Origin of the sequence: Brevibacterium marinum (assembly GCF_011927955.1) — a bacterium.
Lineage (GTDB): Bacteria > Actinomycetota > Actinomycetes > Actinomycetales > Brevibacteriaceae > Brevibacterium > Brevibacterium marinum.
Genome location: NZ_JAATJN010000001.1, coordinates 838,122 through 854,776 on the forward strand (window position 1 = coordinate 838,122; position 16,655 = coordinate 854,776).

A 16,655-nucleotide genomic window follows, 5' to 3' on the forward strand; every position below is an offset into this window, starting at 1 on the left:
GAATAACTTCGCAAAATCTGCGAGCAAATGATATGGGAATCAAAGAAAGAACGAACATAAATCGAAACTGAAGGTGTAAAAAGTCCAATAGCGTGTATAATGGAGGCAAGAGCAACAACGATGTTGGCGAATGGATCTCAGTACCATGACTCTCACCCCCGACCGCGCACCCGAGAACCCGGAAGAGCACGACTCGCGCTCCGGTTCTCGTCGTGCCGCGTCAGGCTCGGGTGCGGACGCAGCCGATGGCTTCGATGGCTCTGAGGGCCCCACGTTGTTCGATCAGCTCAAAGGTGCCAGCCTCGACCTCACCGGTCATCCCCTCGCCGAGAAGTTCGAATCCCTCGCGGCCGTGCCCGCTGGTGATCCTGATGAGCCGAACGGCAGCGGTGAGCCTGTGGACGCCGGCCCCGAGGCCGATGGAGATCGCGCCTCGGACGCAGGGCCCTTATCGGGAACAGACCCCTTCTCGGAAGCAGAAGCCTTCTCGGGAGCAGGGGCTGCTGCTTCACCGGTCGGTTCCGATCGTCCTGTTGCCGCTTCCGCCGCTCCCGGCCCTCACCCGTTGCTGTCGAACGAAGAATGGACCGACATCTCACGATTCGCTCCTGAAGTCACGAACAGTCTCACTGCCCTCGGCGATCTTCGGGACGGGTTGCGCACATTCGACCGCCCGATGGGTCCCGAGGACGCTATCAAGCTCATCGATGGGCTCGAAGCCCTCGGTCGAGTCAATGAGGCTCTGTCCACCTTGGCATTGGCGGTGTGTGAACGGGTCGGTACGCCGACCGATTACGGTGCCAAGACGACGAAGGCCCTCATCCAGGACCGGCTCAATCTCAGCAGCCGTGAAGCGAACCGCCGCACCGATATGGCCAAGAACCTTGGTGGAAGAGTCACTCTCACCGGCGAGGCGCAGCCACCCATGTACCCGAAGGTCGCGGATGCGTTCAACAGAGGTGGGCTCTCGGCCGACCAAGCCACCGTCATCAAAGACTGCCTGAAGAAGCTGCCCATATGGGTCAGCCAGGCAGACCGTGATTACGCCGAATCGACTCTCGTTGAGAAGGCGCCGAGCGTGAGAGTCTTCGATCTGCGCGCCATCTTCGCTCGCATCCTGGCTCATATCGATCCCGACGGCAAACAGCCGATCGACCCCACGGACCGCTCCTCGTACAAAATCGGTATGCATGCTCGCGAGAACGGCGATTGGGAGATCGCGGGCCTGCTCGACCCGATCACCGGCGGTCAGCTCAACGGACTGCTGACGGCGAGAACCAAGATCGCAAAGAACAATGGCTCCAACGCCAACGCCAACGCCAACGCCGACGCCAACGTCAACGCTGATGTGGATGCGGAGGCCGATTCCGGAGTTCTCGAAGACGGAACTCTCGTCGACATGTCGGGGCAGAAGCTGACAGCTCAGGAATGGATCTACGAGCGATTCGCCACCTTGATCGGCCGAATCGACATGACGCGCACCGGCCAAGGTGCCCAATATGCGTTGGTTGTCACCGCGAAGGCCGAAGACCTTGCGAATGGGACCGGATTCGGCACAACTGGAAGTGAGAATCCGGTACCCATCGAGGAGCTCGCGCGCAACGGACTGAATGGGGCCGTGTTCTTCGAACTCATCTCTGAAAAGGCCAAGACGATGCAGGTGGCCACCGAGAATCGCTACGCGAACGCAAAGCAGATCGCGGTTCTCACCGCTCGAGACAAGGGATGTACCTTCCCGGGATGTGATGCTCCGCCGGGGTGGTGCGATGCCCATCATATTGTCGAATGGGCGCAGGGAGGCAAAACCGATATCAACAATATGATGCTCAGCTGCTCCGCCCATCACCACCTATTGGACAGATCTGACTGGGAGACTGTGATGCTCAAGGACGGAAGGCCCGTTTGGGTGCCTCCTGCGTCGATCGACCCGGCCCGGCGACCGATACTGCATGCGAGATTCGTAGCCCAAGACGCCATCGACGATCTCTTCGGCGAGTGACGGTGCCAGTGCGCGAGCACGTCATCGCAGCAGCGGATCATTGGGCGACGGCTTCACGGTAGCGCCGCGCAGTCATCCGCGATGCGGGCGGCTACTACACCCCTGGGCCGATGTCGCTGCTGCGCATGGGCGCTGCGGCGGCCGTCCTGTCTGCTTGGATGCTCTTTCGCAGGCCGAAGTTCCCGACTTCGAGAATGACGTGGCTGATCATGCTCATCTGGGGAATCGCCTGGTTCGCCGGCTATACGGTCGTCCTCAACGCGGCCGAGCGGTCCATTGATGCGGGAACAGCCGCAATGATCGTCAACATCGGCCCGCTCCTCGTCGCCGTCTTCGCAGGGCTTCTTCTCGGCGAGGGCCTGCCGGGCAGGCTTCTCGTCGGCATAGTGGTTTCGATGGTCGGGATCGGGATGATCACGATCGCAAGCTTCACCGGGGTATTCACCATCGGCGGCATGCTTCTCAGCCTCACTGCGGCGATTCTCTACGTAGCGTGTGTGGTGTTGCAGAAGCGCTTCTTGTCCCGCGATGACTCTGTGACCGTGACCTGGGGAGGTATCCTCGCCGGAACTCTGGCCTGCCTCGCTTTCGCTCCCGGATTGATCGCCGAGGTGTCCCATGCCCCCGTCGAAATCACCGTCCAGGTCATCTACCTTGGGATGGTGCCCACAGCGCTTGCGTTCAATTTGTGGGGATACGCGATTCGGTTCCTGCCCGCTGGAGTGCTCAGCTCCTCGGGCCTGCTCGTCCCAGCGATCGTCGTCGTTCTCGCCTGGCTCCTCCTTGGTGAAGTTCCGCCACCACTGGCAGCGTTGGGTGGAGTCCTCTGCCTCGTCGGCGCGGGCTTCACCATCATCCCGCAGATGCTCGGTTCTTCAGCCAAGCGAACTGCTGCGAAATGATGCCCCTCGAGGCGACCCCGATCACCCCTCGGCCTTGCCCTGACGCCAGTAGCCCATGAATGCGATCTGATGGCGATCGACTCCGACTTCCTGTACGAGGTAACGGCGCAGTCGCTTGACGGGCCCGGCCTCACCGGCGATCCAGGCATAGAACGGACGGGCATTCTTTTCGGTCTTGCTCGAGCTGCCCTGAGCGGCCTGAGTCAGCGCAGCGGGTACGTCCCAGAGGATCTCTTCGTCGATGTTGACGTGGTCGAGTTCGGCGGAGAGTGCATCTGACGTACTTGCGCCGGCGCTGGCCGCACCCGCGCCTACCCCGGCGAGGACTCGGTTCTCGGCGACGGCGGTGTTCTCGGTGACGGCCCGGTTCTCGACGGAGGCGCTGCTCTCGACGAAGACACGGTTGTCGGTATGGACTTGATTCTCGGCGCGGACGGCGTCGCGCACGGCGGGTTCGAGCAGCTGTCCATGGTCGGCGTCACCGCGAGGAAGCCATTGGATCTCGATCCCAGCGGGAGCGTCCAGCTCAAGTACATCCTCGGCGCTCGGAACTTCGAGAATCGCCTTGCCCTGTACCTTGGCGCCCTTGATCGACTCGCCGTTCGTGATCGACTCGAGGATCGAGGCGATGGCGGGTACGGCGGTCTCGTCGCCGGCGAGAAGGATCGTGTCGGCATCCGCGGGAGCGAATTCGATGCCGGCGGTGGGCCCCTCTGCGTGACGAGATGGTCCGATGATGTGCAGACTGTGGCCGACCTGAGCGGACAGTGCCCACGCTGCTGCGGGGCCAGAACGACCCTGCTCGTCGGTGTGGAGGACCATGTCGACGACGAGTTCGCACGCTTCGGCACGCCACTCGCGCACGGTATAGGTGCGCATCTCGCCGCGGACCCTCGGATCGATCTGCAACCAGGCCTGGTACCAGGACAGTCCGGATTCGGGATCCTGCTCGTCGAGGAACCGAAGGAGATCGAACTCCGGTTTCGTCGCGCCGGCCGAAGGGATGATGAGCTTGAACCGCAGGTCACGTGGGTGGCCGCTGCATCCGAAGTCCCTGAGGCCCTCGCCGCCGAAGGTGACGCGGCGGAAAACGGGGCTGAGGTCTTCGATGTCGATGACGGTGGCCTCGAAGGCGGTGATGGGTGCTTGTGGCACTGATGCTCCTTCGTTCCCCGTCGGTACGAGGAACACGGTACGTGTGCAGGCAGGGTGAGGACCTCTGCAAGCGCTGTGGGTGCAACGTTCACCGACAGTCTACGCCACTTAGGTAAGGATAGCCTGGCCAAATGGTGCTACGGTGTTCTCGACCGGCTCGGAATGCGCATCTCCCGCTGGCGGCCAGTGCCGAACAGCGACGATGCGCTGCATCCTGGAGCCGCCCGCACGACCCCCGATCCGAACCGTAGTCCAGGCCAGCCGTCTCAGCTCTGCCGAAAACCGAAAGGTCCTCCATGCATCGTCGTCAACTTCTCGCATTGTCCGTCCTTGCCCCATTCGCCCTTGCCGCATGCGGAAACCCGGAGACCGAAGCCACCTCGACGACCGGTACGAAGGGGTTCTCCTACACCCCGGACGGTTACGACGGCGTCACCATCGAACTCGATCACCCGGCCGAGCGGATTGCGATGGACTTCTACTCAGCTGCAGCGCTCGCCCCCTACGGAATCAAGCCGGTGGCCGTCTACGGCTTCGGGCAGAATGAGTCCCCAGGGAAGTCGTTCGATCAGACCGGCGTCGAGGTTGTCGGCACCGATATGGAACTGAATCTCGAGGAGCTCGCGGCAACGGATCCCGACATCATCGTCGCCTACGGCAACGAGCGGGGCGACGGATGGACATGGTGGGAGGACAAGCTCAGCGACCAAGTGGCCACGCTCGTTCCATTTGTGCCGGTCAAGCTCGACGGAGGAACGCCGGACGACATGTTCGCCCAGTACGCCGCGATCGCGCAGGCCCTTGGCAAGGACACGGAGACGGGCAAGATCTCAGAACAGCGCAACGACTTCGACGCCGCTCGCCAGAGAATCCGTGACATTGCAGATGAAAAGGATGGGCTGACGGTGCTCCTCGCGAACTTCAGTCGCGAGATCATCTATACCGCCAAGGAACTCGGTGTTGCGCAGATGCTCACCGAGGACGGGCTCCACCTCGTCGGGCCCGATTCGGGCGCTGACACCAGCTGGGCAGAGGTCTCCTGGGAGAAGATCAGCGATTATCCGGCTGACGTCATGCTCATCCACGATGCCTCGGCCGACTTCGAGGACAACCCCGTCTTCAAGAGCCTGCTTCCGGTCAAACACGATCAGCTCGGCACCTGGGACGACAAACGTGCCTACACCTATGATGGGTACACGCAGTGGCTCGGCGAGCTCGCGGACGTTCTGGAAAGCGCGCGGGATCTTCGGAGGGGCTGAGATCGCCGAGGTGGGAGTGGCGAGCTATGAATCCTCGGAACGCTCGGTGGATCGTTGCCCGAGTGAACCTGTGCTGATACCGCAGAGGATTACGTCGGCAAGAGCTTCGAAATCCGCTGAAGTGATCGGTTGTCGAGACAGTACGCGAAGCAGAAGTGACCCGATGAGGGCATCGGCGACAGAACCGAGCTCGACGTCGTCACGAACATCGCCGATGTCGACCGCCGCAGCGAGCCGTTGCGTGATCGCGGCTCTCGTCGGTTCGGCGAATCTCTCCCACAGTTGGGCACCGGATGTCTCGCTCGCGGCCGAGGCCGAAGCCAGGGCGCGAATCAGTGCTGAGCCGCCGCGTTCGTTGGCCGGTTCAGTGAAATTTCTGATCAGCGTGTAGACATCGGTGACGAGATCGTCGGTGGCGACTGGTTGCTCCGCTTCCATGGGGATCACGCCGTTCAGGGCGGCCTCGGCCACGATTTCGGCCTTCGACTTCCACCACCGATAGACAGTCTGCTTGCCGACTTCGGCCCGAACTGCGATTCGGCTCACGGTCATGTCCTCGTAGCCGTCCTCGATGAGCAGCGCCCTCGTCGCTTCCAGAATCGCCGATCGCGCGGTCTCTGAACGGGGTCGGCCTCTCGAAGATCCGGTCATGGGATCAGTGTAGGTGTTAGCATCACAGAATAACGAGACGCTGAGTCTTGTAAATCGAGGGGAGCGGGCATGCGGGAAGTTCTTGTCGTCATCGGAGCCGGTGGGATGGGCGAAGCGATCGCGCGACGCTCTGGTGCAGGAAAGGACGTACTCCTTGCCGACTTCAGCACTTCCACCTTGGACCGGGCGGCCGCAACGCTCCGGGGCGAGGGATACTCGGTGACCGTCAGGCAAACCGATGTTGCATCGTGCGGTTCCGTAGCGGACCTGGCTGAATGTGCGACATCCCTGGGTTCGGTCACCCAGGTTGTGCACACTGCAGGGCTCTCACCGGTCCAAGCCGACGCCGCGTCGGTCCTGCGGGTCGATCTGCTCGGAGTGGCCCACAGCCTCGAGCAGTTCGGAAAGGTGATCGAATCGGGAGGTTCCGGCGTCGTCATCAGCAGTATGGCGGGCTGGTTCGCCGCTGACCAGATCACCCCTGAAGTTGAGTCCGCCCTTGCCACGGCCCCGTCGGATAAGCTGCTCTCCGTTCCGGCGGTCAGCACACTCCAAAGCCCACAAGCCGCGTACGGTCTTGCCAAGCGTGGCAATCAGGTGCGCGTCGAGGCTGCCAGTGTGGAATGGGGGCGTCGTGGAGGTCGTGTGAACAGTGTGAGCCCCGGCGTTGTCTCGACCCCAATGGGGCAGGATGAGATGTCAGGGGAGTCCGGCGCGAGTATGCGGGAGATGATCGCAGCGTCAGGGACAGGACGGATCGGGACGACGACGGACATCGCCGAGGCGGTGGCGTTCCTGCTGGGACCTGGGTCCACCTTCATCACCGGCTCCGACCTTCGCGTCGACGGCGGAGTCGTCGCCAGTCGACGCGCAGGAGCATCGGTACCTGCTGCCCGATGATCGGAGCAGGATGCGTGCACCACAGTCTGGACAGCCACCGCAATGTGAATCGGCCCCGTGTTCGGCAGGGCCTCAATCGAAATGCCCGTGCGGGTGAGAATCCACGCAGGCGAAAGGATGATGGAATTGACGGAAGCCGCACGACCACTGACCGGCAGGACGAGCCTCGAAGACTGGCAGTCGAGTCCCGTCGGTGCTCCGCTCCTCAGCGCCCTCCTCGCAAGGAAGGGCATCGACGAGTCGAGCCTGGCTCCGGCCCTCCGACTGTCCTTGGCGAGCTTCGTCGAGATCAGTCGCGGGCAGATCACTCAGGACGAGGTCGACGAGCTCGTGCGTGCTGCGAATGACGGTGAACTGGTCGTCGATGAAGACGGCGCCACCGGCTCTGCTGCTCGCTTTGTGAACAAGACGGTCATCGTCACAGGGGCAGCCTCCGGGATCGGCCGCGCCACGACGCAGCGCATCATCGCCGAAGGCGGGCGTGTGATTGCCGTCGACCTCTTCGCGGAACGTCTCTCGGAGCTTTCAGCGGCTCACCCGGAGGGCTCGATCGTCACGGTCAGAGCAGACGTGACGGATCCGCAGAGTGTGCAGGAGATTGTCACAGCTGCCGGTGAGGCACCCATCGATGGTCTGGCAAACGTCGCGGGCATCACCGATGGGCATCGTCCACTGCATGAGACCTCGGATGAGATCTGGCAGAAGGTGATGGCGGTCAACGTCGACGGGCCCTTCCGTCTGACCCGCGCTCTCATTCCTCTGATGCGCGGTCGCAAGGGTGGAGCTGTCGTGAACGTGGCTTCCGAAGCCTCGATGCGCGGCAATGCCGCTGGAACCGCGTACACCGTGTCCAAGCATGCGATAGTCGGGCTCACGCGCAGCGCCGCGTTTCTCTACGCCCCGGACAATATCCGGATCAACGCGGTGGCGCCGGGACCGGTCGCAACCGGAATCGAGGGGGCATTCGCCTCCGAGTTCTCAGAAAGGCGAATCGGCCCATTCATGCGGATGATCCCGCCGGTCGCGGACCCTGCGGCTATCGCCGCCTCCATCGCCTGGCTGCTCAGCGACGATTCGAGCAATGTCAATGGAGTGGTCTTGCCGTCCGACGGCGGTTGGTCTGTGCAGTAGTGAAACGGTTGCTTCTCGAGTCCGTCGAGAAGCACGCGAGCCAGCAACAACACGCGAGCCGGCGAAGCAACGCGGGGACCGGCGAAAAACGCGTGAGCCAGCGAAACAACGCGGGGGCCGGCGAAGCAACACGCGAGCCGGCGAAAAACGCGTGAGCCATCGAGGAACGTGTGAGGTGACTACGGGCGCGGGCCCGCTTCTCGTTTCATGACGGCGGTTCTGTGGTGAACAGGCCCCGGTGCAGGATTGCGCGAGCGCGATCGACAGACGGCTCGCGATTGCCCTGGGGGTTCGCGAACAGGACGGTCATGACCATGGGGAGTGTGAGCAGAATGTCCTGAGCCGTCACCGACGGGTAGATGCGCCCGAGCTCCCGCGCTCGTCCGATGAGAGGTTCCATTGCTGCGAGTGTGCGCTCGGCGAGCTCCCCGGTCTCGCGCGAATCCCGTTTCGCGACCATGTGTGCCAGCCACGGGACATCGCGCTGCACATCGAGCAGATGGTGGTAAAGATCCTCGGCACCGCTGGCCACCCCGGCCAAGGCTGAGGCGCGGGATTCGATCTCCGTCACGTTGTCGCGAAGGACTTCGAAGGCAAGCTCCTCACGGTCGGCGAAGTGTCGATGCAGGGTGGTCCGACTGACACCCGCCGCGCGTGCAATTTCGTCGAGAGGGGCATCGGGGCCCTGTTCGGCGACGATCCGACGAGCTGCGTCGAGGAGAAGTGTTCGATTGCGTGCCGCATCGCGCCTGCGAGAAAGGTCTGCCATTGCGGCATCGTATCAGCCGGCGGGGCCCGGTTTGCCCCTTAAACGTACACCAATGTACGGTTTGAATACGCACCGATGAAAGGCCTCTTGTTTTGACGATTTCAGCCGCACCCGAAGACCTCGCCTTCGACCCCGACGCACTGCGCGACAAATACCGCCAGGAGCGTGATCGGCGCATTCGACCGGAGGGCAACGCTCAGTATCGCGCAGCCACCGGCGAATTCGGGTACTACGCCCACGATCCCTACACCACTCGAGTCGAGCGAATGCCGATGCGCGATCGTGTCGAGGTCCTTGTCATCGGCGGTAGATTCGGCGGGCTGGTCACCGGTGCGCGGCTGAGAGAAGCGGGCGTCGAATCGATGCGGATGATGGACGAAGCCGGTGATTTCGGAGGCACCTGGTACTGGAATCGCTATCCGGGAATCCACTGCGACATCGAGTCATATGTCTACATGCCGCTTCTGGAAGAAGTGGGGTATATGCCGAAGTGGCGATACGCCCCCGGGGAAGAGATCCGACAGCATGCCGTCGCGATCGCCGAGCACTTCGATCTCTATCGGGACACCGCATTCCATACTCGTGCGACCGAGCTGAGCTGGGATGATGAGGCTGCCGAATGGCTGGTGCGCACCGATCGAGACGATGTCATGCGTGCGCGCTATGTCATCGTCTCATCGGGGACGCTCACGCAGCCCAAGCTGCCCGGGATTCCTGGGATCGAGGGGTTCCAGGGGCACACGTTCCATACGAGCCGTTGGGACTACGACTACACCGATGGTGACGCCGGCGGTGGCCTCGCCGGGCTTGCCGACAAGCGAGTGGGAATCGTGGGCACCGGCGCAACGGGCCTGCAGGCCATTCCCCATCTCGCACGCGACGCACAGCAGCTGTTCGTCTTCCAGCGCACGCCCTCCTCGGTGGACGTGCGAGACAACCGCCCGACCGATCCCGATTGGGCTTCGACGCTCGAACCCGGTTGGCAGCGTGAGCGCATGGACAACTTTCTTTCCACCCTCTCCGGTGACGAAGTTGACGAAGACCTCACGCAGGACGGATGGACATCCACCGCTCGACTTCAGCGGAAGATGATCACCGGAACTGTGGACTCCACTCTCGACCCAGCCGAACGAGAACGAGCGGACGAGCTCGCCGACTTCGCCAAAATGGAGCAGATTCGTGCTCGGGTCGATTCGATCGTCGATGACACGCAGACGGCCGAGGCTCTCAAACCCTGGTACCGGTACATGTGCAAACGGCCAGGATTCAGTGACCAGTACCTGCAGTCCTTCAACAGAGCGAATGTCACGCTCGTCGACACCGCAGACCAAGGTGGAGTCACGCGGATGACCGAGACGGGCGTCGTCGTCGGCGAGGTGGAGTACGCCGTCGACTGCGTCATCTTCGCGACCGGATTCGAGACCGGTGTGTCGGGCGTGGTCTCCGGTGCGCTGCCGGTATACGGGCGTGGAGGCACGCAGCTGCTCGAATCCTGGTCCCAGGGCGCCCGAACTCTGCACGGTTTCTACTCGCATGGCTTTCCGAACCTGTTTCACCTCGGGTCGATGCAGAATGCGAACTCGGTGAATTTCGCCCACATTCTCACCGAGCAGGCGGAACACATCGCTGCCGTGGTCTCCGCGGCGGAGGATGCGGGAGCCGCATATGTTGAACCCTCCGTCGAAGCCGAGCAGGCTTGGCAGGACACGCTTGTCGCAGTCTCAGTCGACAACTCGGGCTTCCTCGCCGAGTGCACCCCCGGCTACTACAACGGCGAGGGGAAGCGGACCTCGACCGCGGGGTCGTATCACCCGGGTCCCGTTGCCTTTCACCGTCTGCTCGCCCAGTGGCGGAGGGAGCGTCTTGACGAGGTCTTGGTGCTCTCCGCCGAGAAGCAGAACAGCGCCGAAGCGGATATGCAGGGGAGTGAGGTGGCCTGATGAGTCGTAACGTCGAATCATGGCAGTCGGATGGTTCAACATGGGCGGCCCGGGGGCCGAGGTCTCTTCGGGGCGCTGCTCGGAATCGGCGGGGGCTCTGCGCGGCCGCGATCGCTGCCCTCCTGCTGCCCCTGGCCGCTTGTGGCACCGAAGCGGGCTCCGGCGGAGGCGCAGCGGCCTCGTCGACGTCGACACCATCTCGGATCATCGCCGATCGTGTCCTCAAGGTCAGCGATGTTCACGAAGAGACTGGTATGACGCTGCTGGAAGGACCGACCTTCGATGGGGAGGGCCGATTGCATGTCGTCGATGTGACTGCTCCTCCCGGTGATGGGAAGGTGATGCGAATCGACCTCGATGCCGGCGAGGTGGAGCAGGTCTACACCGATGACACCGGTGCATATACCTCAGCTCAGTGGAGTCCGCGCGATGACCGACTGTATCTCACCGACTACGCCGGAGGGCGGATTCTGAGCGTCACGGCAGACGGAGGCGACCCGCAGACGGTGTTCGAAGGCAAGGTCGACGGTCGAGTGATGCATCCCGACGACCTCACGTTCGACGACGCGGGCAATCTCTTCGTCACTGATTCCTCGCCGACGACCTATCCGGACGCAGAGCCCTCGGGCCGGGTCGTGCGAATCGACGCCGAGACCCGCGATGCCACGGTCCTGGCTGACAATCAGCCCAACCCGAACGGGATCTCCTTCAACCTCGAGAAGGATGCGCTGTGGATCAGCCAGCTGGATGCCGACCGAATCGATCGACTCCGTCTCAACGAGGAGCGCACGAAAGTCTCGGTCGGCCATACTGCGGTCCACATCGACGGCGGAGGAGCCCAGACGGATTCGAACGCAGTCGATGCAGAGGGAAACATCTATCAGGCAATGCACGGTCGACCCGAGATCCGAGTCCACGGGCCAGATGGGCAGCAGGTGGCCACAATCGGTGTTCCCCCGGACCACGATGGACTCGAGTCCGCGACGAACATCGCGATCAAACCGGGAACGAACGACGCCTACGCGACCGTCAGCGGGCCCGACGGCGGCTACATCTACCATTTCGAAGCCATCGGTGAGGGGATACGTCAGTCCAACGGCGGGTAAGGGGCGAACAGTCATCTCCGGTGGAACTCGGGCATCGGCTTCTCGTCTCCCAGGGTCGAGGGACCGTTGAACTCGTCCGAACGGGACCCTATGATCAGAATCCTGAGACGACCAGTCCAATGCGTATCGGAGCCTGCCCACATGACCGCAAGACCACAGCCGGGAACCGAGTTCGATCCCGATGACCCGGTCATCCGGGAATTGGCAGCAGGAGCGCCGACGACCTGGATCCGCAAGGATCTGCCCTCCGCCGAGGCGGTTCTGCGAGACATGGAGGTCGATCCCGAAATCATGGACCGGGCGGCCGAGCGCTTCGAGCGATTCGCCCCGTGGTTCGCCGAGGTCTTCCCTGAGACTGCAGCGGCACAGGGGATCGTCGAATCCCCGCTCGTCCCCGCCGATGCGGCCCAGGCAGACCTCGACGAACGCCTCGGCACCGAACTGCCCGGCCGACTGTGGCTCAAACGCGATGATGCCCTTCCGATCAGCGGCTCGATCAAGGCACGTGGAGGTTTCCACGAGGTTCTCGAATACGCCGAGTCGGTCGCCGTCGACAACGGCCTTGATCCGCACGATCCTGCGACCTGCAGTTCCGAGGAATTCCATACGCTCGCCGCAACCCACCGGATCGTCGTCGGCTCCACCGGAAACCTGGGACTGTCGATCGGGATCCTCAGTGCGGCTCTCGGCTTCGCCGCCTCGGTGCATATGTCCTCCGACGCTCGAGAGTGGAAGAAGGACCTGTTGCGCAGCCACGGTGTCGATGTCGTCGAACATGCGGGAGACTTCGTGGCAGCGGTATCGGCGGGGCGAGCGTCGGCGGAAGGCGCACCGCGGACTCATTTCGTCGACGATGAGGACTCGCGAAGCCTCTTCGCCGGCTACTCTGTCGCAGCGCTGCGGCTGAAGGAGCAGTTCGAGTCCGCTGATGTGAGCGTCGATGCCGAGCATCCGCTCGTGGTCTGCCTGCCATGCGGAATCGGCGGCGGCCCCGGTGGTGTGACCTACGGACTCAAGCGAGTCTTCGGCGACGCTGTGCACTGCGTCTTCGTCGAACCGAGCCAAGCCCCGGCCATGGTCCTCGGCGTGAGAACCGGACTCCACAGCACGATCTCGGTCGGCGACCTCGGACTCAGCGGGTCCACTGCCGCCGACGGTCTGGCCGTGGGCCGCCCCTCGCGCTTCATCGGACCGGTCATCAGCCCTCTGATCTCCGGTTTCGCCACCGTCTCGGACGACGTCATCAAAGCAGGGGTCGGTGTCCTGCACCAGACCGAGGGAATCGATGTCGAACCCTCGGCCACCGCGGGACTGACCGTTCCCTGGCGAAGTTCGGGCCACCTCGGCGAGGGGATATGGTCCCGCGATTCCACGCATCTGGTGTGGGTGACCGGTGGAGCCATGGTGCCCGCCGAGGATCGCGGGAATTACGTGACCGAGGGGCTGGAGCTGCTGCCGACGATCCGAGAACGGAGCCAGCCCCACGTCGACTGATCAATACCCGTAGTCGTCACCGTCGACGTTGATCACAACCTTGCCGTCGACGATCTCAGCGGTGCCGTCGACCGAGAAGGTGACCGTGTCGTCGAACGTGTCCGAGTCGTCGAAGAAGGAGTCGTACTTTCCGGTCACGAAGGCCTCTCCTGTCGTCTCGGTCGTGATCGGCCAGGCGGGTCCGCCGTTCGGCCCGGTGGACTCCTCGGGGTCGTAGTACCCTCCGCCGGACGAATCGGTGCCCACGCTCACCGTCGGATACGAGGAGATCGACCATTTGATGTTCGTCGCGTCGTAGCTCTCGGCACTGTAGGAACCGAACGGACAGCCGTCGGCCTGCGCGACGGTCTTCTTCGCGCAGCTGTCGATGAGGGTCTTGACCTGCTTGTCCACCTCGGTGCGGAACGCGTCGGTGGGCTGGGCCGCGAGCAATGCGGGCTCAGCTCCTTCCATGTCCGCATCGTCGGCGAAGAACGCCCGGGCCTCCACCGCATCGGCGGAGACCAGATCCGTCTCTTCCGACAGACCGATCGAATACATGCCGGGAAAGGCGGGAAGCGCAAGGCCCCCTCCATCGGTGTCGACATCGATGCCGTTGACCTTCACCGTGCTCAGGCCGGGCGTCTCAACCGAGAGGTAGAACAGTTCGGGCGCCTGCAGCTTCCACTCGTCGAAGAGGAGCGCCTTCTTGCCCACCTTGTGGAGTGAGAAGCTCGTGGTGCTCTTGCTTCCGCCGACGTCATAGCTCGCAGACACGGTTGCCGAGCTCCCGTCCACCTGGGCGTCTTCGACGGTGACGTCGTCGGGCAGGGCATTCGCGGCGCCGAGGATGTCGTTCGTCAGCAGCTGTCGCTGTTCGGAGGGCACGTCGACATCGGCCATCTTCAGCGCACCCTCGGCGTCCCCGTCGGAGAGCTCCGAGAAGTACTTCTCAACAGCAGCTTCGGGGCCGAACATGTGGCCGTTGACCTGAGTGACGACGATGAGAGCGGCGACGATGACGATCACTGCAGACCCGCTGACCGCACCGACCAGTGTGGCCTTCTTCTTATCGAAGGGTCTGACAGGCACCGCACCGGGAGGCAGGGGCGAGCCGGGAGGAGGGGCCGAAACGGTGCTGGAGTAGACGCCGTTCGATGCTCCGGGCATGGGGCGGGCGCGGTCGGCAGCCGAGTATGAGGACTCTGAGTAGCCTGGCGTGGGACCGGAAGCCGGTGCGCTCGCGGGCGGGTACCCGCCGGGTCCTCGACCGGCAGGATGAGGCGTGGAACCCATGGTGCCCGGAGCCCCCGGAACAGTCGGAGCACCCGAAGCCCCCGGAGCTGATGGGGCCCTCGGAGCCCCCGGAGCTGGCGGAGTTGCTGGGGTCTGTATGCCTGCGGTCGGTGCGACTGCGTCCGGATGGATGAGCGGAAAGCGCGGCTCGCTCATCCCCAGCGCCTGGCCCCAGTGCGGATGGACGGCACGTCCGGCGAGGAGCTTCGCGACGCCGGGGACGGTCAGCACGAGCCTCGGGCCGAGGGTCCTCGAGAGCACCTCGATGACGACGCCCCAGAGTGCGAAGACGAGGAACGACCAGGCCAGAGGGCCGAGACCGGCGCGAGCGGTACCGGTCGCATCGAACATCGTCATTGCCGCAGCCCCTCCCTCCAGGTGGACGCGAAGCGGAACGGCCAGCACCGAGAGCAGGCCCCAGACGGCGCAGAATGCCAGTGGAATCCTCCACGCTGTGGTCCACTGATGCTTGTCCTCGCCGACTGCCGTCCAATAGGGGCGTCGAGTCACGGTGGCGACCAGCGTCGCGGCGAGGACGGCGGCGACGACGGCAAGCAGGCCGATCCACAGCTGTCCCGGTGCGTCCTGGCTGAAGATGGTCAGTGATTCCGAGAATCCGCCCGAGTCGTACCCTAAGATGTCCCCCTGCGCCGAGGCGGACACGCCGCCGAGGTGGACGAGCATCGTGAGGATCAGGCCCACATTGATGAACAGCGCGGGAATCGTCTGCCAGGGCATGTCGAAGGACAGCGGGATCACGAAGATCGCGACAACCGACAGTGCCAGGGTGCTGACGAGGAGATGAGTCCATGTCACGAGCACGGGTGGGACGATCCGGCGAAGGAATGGTGCGCCGATGGCTTCGGTGCCTTTGAAGTGCCCGGCAGACCGTGCGCAGATGCTGGTGATGAGGATGACCAGCAACGGCAGGAAGAACGAACGGACGGTCACAGCGGAGAACTCGAGATTGATCACGCCTCCGCTCTCCGCGAGGGAGAATCGTGATGCGAAGATGAGTTCGAGGAACAGGAGGACGAGGGCCATCGTCAGAGTCGTGATGCCGATTCGGATCCAGGTGGTCCCGCGGTTCGGGGACGGCGATCGCAGTTCGCTGCGCTTCGTGAACCACCACAGCACACCGACGACGACGGCCGTGATGAGCAGCGGAGCGCCGGAGGCGAAGAAGCTCCCGGAGACCTGGCCCATGTCGCCGGCGAGCACGTCGAATCGGAACACGGCCGAGCCGAACAGGGACAGCGCCAGCAGGACGAACGGCAGCGCATAGGCGATGCCGTCGGTGTTGAACCCGGTCTCCTCGGCAAGCGATGCGAGGCCGTCCTCGCCGATCGACGTGAGCATGGTCGAGACGATGATCGAAACGACGATGCCCGCCAGAAGTGCCAACCCCGGCGGGATCAGCGCAGAGCGCCAGGTGGCTCCCTTGGTGAGGGCCGAAAGGTGCCTCGAAGCGGTCGGTGACATCTGTGGGTGGGGAGTTAGAGGCGACTGGGGAGGTTGAGGATAGGGAATCCCCTGTGGCTGACTGCCGAGATGGGCTCCGGGCTGACCGTCCGGGTACTCGTGCTGCTGGCGACCGGAATGTCCATAGTAGGAGTCCGATGCTGGGCGATGCTGCGCATACGGCGACCCGTGAGCAGGATACGGAGAGCCTTGCCCGGGGTATGCAGAGCCCTGAATCGGGTAGTGCGAGGCCTGATGCGGATAGGGGGCTTCCGCCTGTGGTCCCGAACCGTAGGGATCGGGCTGTGGTCCATCGAGATTCCATCCCGGCGCGAATCGAGCAGTGGATTCTGTGTCGCCGACCGCCGAGCCATCCGACGCAGGCGCGGAACGCGAGGCCGAGCCATCCGACCCCGACGCCGAAGCATCTGAAGAGGCCTCGGACTCGTCCGGGTCGGCGGACGCCTCGGTGTCCTCGTGGTCTTCAGCGGCAGTGCTGCTCGACTCGTCCCCGGCTCCGTCACGGGTGGCGTCGTGAGATGAATTGCTCATGTGTGGTCCTTCATCCATGTGTCTGCATCGATGCAGGCGAGGTCGTCCATGTGAATTGCGA

Annotated in this window: 12 protein-coding genes; 8 read left to right on the forward strand and 4 right to left on the reverse strand. The window is 63.5% G+C overall.

What is annotated here, in order from left to right; genetic code table 11:
• The first annotated feature begins 145 nt into the window (after window positions 1-145).
• Both BKA07_RS03670 and BKA07_RS19705 read left to right on the forward strand, forming a co-directional pair.
• Complete coding sequence (locus tag BKA07_RS03670) at window positions 146-1,999, forward strand: HNH endonuclease signature motif containing protein (RefSeq protein ID WP_245161823.1); 1,854 nt, start codon at window positions 146-148, stop codon at window positions 1,997-1,999.
• Window positions 2,000-2,073: 74 nt separating this feature from the next.
• Window positions 2,074-2,901: a DMT family transporter gene (locus BKA07_RS19705; RefSeq protein ID WP_342449135.1), complete on the forward strand. Its 828-nt coding sequence runs from the start codon at window positions 2,074-2,076 to the stop codon at window positions 2,899-2,901.
• Between the two features lie 21 nt (window positions 2,902-2,922).
• Here the strand turns inward: BKA07_RS19705 and BKA07_RS19710 are convergent, their stop codons facing one another.
• Complete coding sequence (locus tag BKA07_RS19710; protein WP_167949699.1) at window positions 2,923-4,056, reverse strand: SIP domain-containing protein; 1,134 nt, start codon at window positions 4,054-4,056, stop codon at window positions 2,923-2,925.
• A gap of 296 nt (window positions 4,057-4,352) precedes the next feature.
• Here BKA07_RS19710 and BKA07_RS03685 point away from each other — a divergent pair, with 296 nt between their 5' ends.
• A complete protein-coding gene (locus tag BKA07_RS03685; protein WP_167949700.1) occupies window positions 4,353-5,315 on the forward strand; it encodes an ABC transporter substrate-binding protein in 963 nt (320 codons plus the stop codon).
• A 24-nt stretch (window positions 5,316-5,339) separates the two neighbouring features.
• Here the strand turns inward: BKA07_RS03685 and BKA07_RS03690 are convergent, their stop codons facing one another.
• Complete coding sequence (locus tag BKA07_RS03690; protein WP_167949701.1) at window positions 5,340-5,966, reverse strand: TetR/AcrR family transcriptional regulator; 627 nt, start codon at window positions 5,964-5,966, stop codon at window positions 5,340-5,342.
• Window positions 5,967-6,035: 69 nt separating this feature from the next.
• On the opposite strand from BKA07_RS03690, the gene BKA07_RS03695 reads away from it, so the two are divergent.
• Together BKA07_RS03695 and BKA07_RS03700 are read left to right on the forward strand one after the other, a co-directional pair.
• Entirely contained in the window at window positions 6,036-6,866 is an 831-nt protein-coding gene (locus tag BKA07_RS03695; protein ID WP_167949702.1) for an SDR family oxidoreductase, read from the forward strand.
• A 117-nt stretch (window positions 6,867-6,983) separates the two neighbouring features.
• The gene (locus BKA07_RS03700) at window positions 6,984-7,997 is read left to right on the forward strand and encodes an SDR family NAD(P)-dependent oxidoreductase (protein ID WP_245161824.1); all 1,014 of its coding nucleotides are present in this window, start codon (window positions 6,984-6,986) and stop codon (window positions 7,995-7,997) included.
• A gap of 205 nt (window positions 7,998-8,202) precedes the next feature.
• On the opposite strand, the gene BKA07_RS03705 is transcribed toward BKA07_RS03700, so the two are convergent.
• Window positions 8,203-8,766: a TetR/AcrR family transcriptional regulator gene (locus BKA07_RS03705; protein ID WP_167949703.1), complete on the reverse strand. Its 564-nt coding sequence runs from the start codon at window positions 8,764-8,766 to the stop codon at window positions 8,203-8,205.
• Between the two features lie 92 nt (window positions 8,767-8,858).
• Between BKA07_RS03705 and BKA07_RS03710 the strand changes: the two genes are divergently transcribed.
• The 3 genes from BKA07_RS03710 (at window position 8,859) to BKA07_RS03720 (ending at window position 13,306) form a co-directional block, all read left to right on the forward strand.
• Entirely contained in the window at window positions 8,859-10,706 is a 1,848-nt protein-coding gene (locus BKA07_RS03710) for a flavin-containing monooxygenase (RefSeq protein ID WP_209043851.1), read from the forward strand.
• Window positions 10,706-11,812 carry an SMP-30/gluconolactonase/LRE family protein gene (locus BKA07_RS03715; protein WP_167949704.1) on the forward strand — a complete coding sequence of 369 codons (1,107 nt, stop codon included), beginning with the start codon at window positions 10,706-10,708 and terminating at the stop codon, window positions 11,810-11,812. Before BKA07_RS03710 ends, BKA07_RS03715 begins: the two co-directional genes overlap by 1 nt.
• A 141-nt stretch (window positions 11,813-11,953) precedes the next feature.
• A complete protein-coding gene (locus BKA07_RS03720; RefSeq protein WP_167949705.1) occupies window positions 11,954-13,306 on the forward strand; it encodes a D-serine ammonia-lyase in 1,353 nt (450 codons plus the stop codon).
• Here the strand turns inward: BKA07_RS03720 and BKA07_RS03725 are convergent, their stop codons facing one another.
• Entirely contained in the window at window positions 13,307-16,594 is a 3,288-nt protein-coding gene (locus BKA07_RS03725) for a zinc ribbon domain-containing protein (RefSeq protein WP_167949706.1), read from the reverse strand.
• Window positions 16,595-16,655: the final 61 nt, after the last annotated feature.